The sequence below is a fragment of the Planktothrix sp. FACHB-1355 genome (assembly GCF_014748295.1).
GTDB lineage: Bacteria > Cyanobacteriota > Cyanobacteriia > Cyanobacteriales > Aerosakkonemataceae > Aerosakkonema > Aerosakkonema funiforme_A.
This window is the reverse complement of sequence record NZ_JACJUP010001015.1, coordinates 1-2,628: the sequence shown is the minus strand read 5'-3', so window position 1 is coordinate 2,628 and position 2,628 is coordinate 1. Positions and strand designations below refer to the sequence as shown.

General features: G+C 47.0%; 3 protein-coding genes and 1 riboswitch. All 3 genes read left to right on the top strand.

Annotated features, from left to right (window positions below; all coding sequences use genetic code 11):
• The first annotated feature begins 255 nt into the window (after positions 1–255).
• A riboswitch (guanidine-I (ykkC/yxkD leader) is annotated at positions 256–400 on the top strand.
• Between the two features lie 116 nt (positions 401–516).
• Complete coding sequence (locus H6S82_RS28330; RefSeq protein WP_190461874.1) at positions 517–1,710, top strand: agmatinase family protein; 1,194 nt, start codon at positions 517–519, stop codon at positions 1,708–1,710.
• Between the two features lie 175 nt (positions 1,711–1,885).
• Entirely contained in the window at positions 1,886–2,266 is a 381-nt protein-coding gene (gene hypA / locus H6S82_RS28325; RefSeq protein WP_190461872.1) for a hydrogenase maturation nickel metallochaperone HypA, read from the top strand.
• The coding region (gene hypB / locus H6S82_RS28320; RefSeq protein ID WP_191057113.1) for a hydrogenase nickel incorporation protein HypB at positions 2,250–2,628 on the top strand (379 nt) is incomplete at its 3' end. The genes hypA and hypB, both read left to right, overlap by 17 nt.

Below are 2,628 nucleotides of genomic sequence, written 5' to 3'. Positions count from 1 at the left end.
TATATTGCTTAAGCGCTTCGATTCTCTCGGCTTCATTATCGGGTAAGGGTGCTTCGATCATTAAAAGACAAAACAGAGTAATTTACTAACTTTTTGTAACTTAAGATACATTTTGTAGCTTAACTGATTGCTAAGTTAAGCAGGTAAGACAAAGAATAACTTATCAATAAAATTCAATCTTTCTACCCTTTGTAGTATTTAGCGTCAAAGCTGGAAGTGTTTTGAGGTAAATCGCAGAGTCAGAGAGGTGAAGAATTTGATAGCTTCTAGGGTTCCGGTTTGGATAGAGCGACACTGGCGACACTCCAAATGCTGGTCCGAGAGAAGCAGCTGGCTCCTGTAGAATATTTATATTTATAAGGATTAGCTAGCCACACGGCGGGAGAAAAGCCCGGGAGAAACGTATAAGTCGCGATCGACTAAACTTGTTCTCCTGGGCTTTCTGCTTTGGAACTCAGGAGACAAGCAAGTGAATCAACAGCAGAATGTTGTTTTGTAAATCTCCAGAGTGTTCAAATGACTGAAAATCCTTTGTTTCAAAGTCCAGACTCAAATAACGGCCATACTCCCAGCGAAGCGCAACGCGCTTTGGAACTGGAAGCGAGATTGCCGTTGACAGGCTGGCAGCAGGAAGTGTCAAAAGGTCTGGAATATGGATTAGAAGCAGCAGAAAGTATTCGCGATCGCACCATTCCCACCTTCTCTCGCGGCGAACTCCCCCACTACGCAGGCATCAACACCTTCATGAAAGCGCCTTATGTAGAAGATGTGCGTAGAGTGGGCGAATACGATGTGGCGATTGTCGGCGTTCCCCACGACTCCGGAACTACCTATCGTCCGGGAACTCGCTTCGGTCCGCAGGGGATTCGGCGCATTTCTGCATTGTACACTCCCTACAACTTTGAATTGGGAGTTGATTTGCGCGAACAAATCACCCTTTGCGATGTGGGCGATATCTTCACCATTCCCGCGAACAACGAAAAATCATTCGACCAAATTTCTAAAGGCGTTGCCCACATTTTTAGTTCCGGCGCATTTCCGATTATTTTAGGCGGCGACCATTCGATCGGCTTCCCAACAGTACGAGGCATTTGCCGCCATTTGGGAGATAAAAAAGTTGGTATTATTCACTTCGATCGCCACGCCGACACCCAAGAAACCGACCTCGACGAACGGATGCACACCTGTCCTTGGTTTCACGCCACCAACATGAAAAACGCCCCAGCCAAAAACCTCGTACAGCTGGGAATTGGCGGTTGGCAAGTTCCCCGTCAAGGCGTGAAAGTTTGTCGAGAACGTTCTACTAACATTCTCACCGTTACCGACATCGTAGAAAAAGGAATTGATGCAGCCGTTGATTTTGCCTTAGAACGCGCACTCGATGGCACCGACTGCGTATATATCAGCTTCGATATTGACTGCATCGATGCCGGATTTGTCCCCGGCACCGGTTGGCCAGAACCGGGTGGTTTATTACCCCGCGAAGCGCTATCTTTACTCGGCAAAATAGTGCAAAAAGCACCAATTTGCGGCTTAGAAGTGGTAGAAGTTTCTCCACCTTATGACATCAGCGATATGACTTCGTTGATGGCAACTCGCGTCATTTGCGACACGATGGCACATTTAGTCATATCCGGTCAACTACCGCGCAAACAAAAACCCGCTTACATTTTCCCAGAATCGCAACCCGAACTCGTAGCCTGGACTTAAAAACTGAAAGCAGAAGAGAACAGGGAACAGTAGACCTCTTGCATATTCTTCATCTGCGTTTATCTGCGTTTATCTGCTTTCATCTGCGGTAAAAAGAGCGGGAATTCAGATTTTGCAAGCAGCCTATTCTTCTCCTTCCTCCCTCTCCCTCTCCCCTTTTTCTCAGGAGAAATCCATGCACGAAACTGACATGACAAAGGCATTAATAGTAACTGTGCGGAATTGGTGGTTAGAACAACCGGAAAAACCGAAAATTTCCCACGTTCATCTCACAGTCGGTCAGTTCACCTGCGTCGAACCTGTGAGTTTGCAATTCGCCTTTGAAGTCCAGACCCGCAACACCTTTTTAGAAGGAGCGAAGCTAGTCATTCAGGAAACGCCATTAATTGCGTTTTGCCATCACTGCCAACAAGAATATCGGCCAGAAATTGGCATTCAGTACGCTTGTCCGACTTGCCACTCGCCAATGGAAGATATTCGATCGGGCCGAGAACTGAAGATCGATCGCATTGAATATAGTTCTGATTCTGCGGAAACTTATGCACCAAACCTTTGACGCCGCTTTAGGAATTAACTTGCTCCATGCCAATCAAGCCGGAGCAGACCACAACCGCGAACATTTTGATGAATGGGGAATCACCTGTTTCAACGTGATGAGCAGTCCCGGCGCGGGCAAAACTGCATTGCTAGAAAAAACCCTAGCAGTCCTCACCAACGAGTACAAAATCGCCGTAATTGAAGGCGATATGACCACCGAATTAGATGCCGATCGCCTGCGGAAATACAACGTTCCCGTGATTGCCATCAACACAGGTCGTTCCTGCCATTTGGATTCCAAAATGGTGTCAGGCGGAATTCATCGTTTAGCCCACGAATACAACCCTTCCGAATTCGATTTAGTACTGGTAGAAAACGTTG

Excerpts from the sequence above, each read along its gene's own strand:
- H6S82_RS28330 (WP_190461874.1), top strand. The coding sequence starts at position 517 with ATGACTGAAAATCCTTTGTTTCAAAGTCCAGACTCAAATAACGGCCAT.
- hypA (WP_190461872.1), top strand. The coding sequence starts at position 1,886 with ATGCACGAAACTGACATGACAAAGGCATTAATAGTAACTGTGCGGAAT.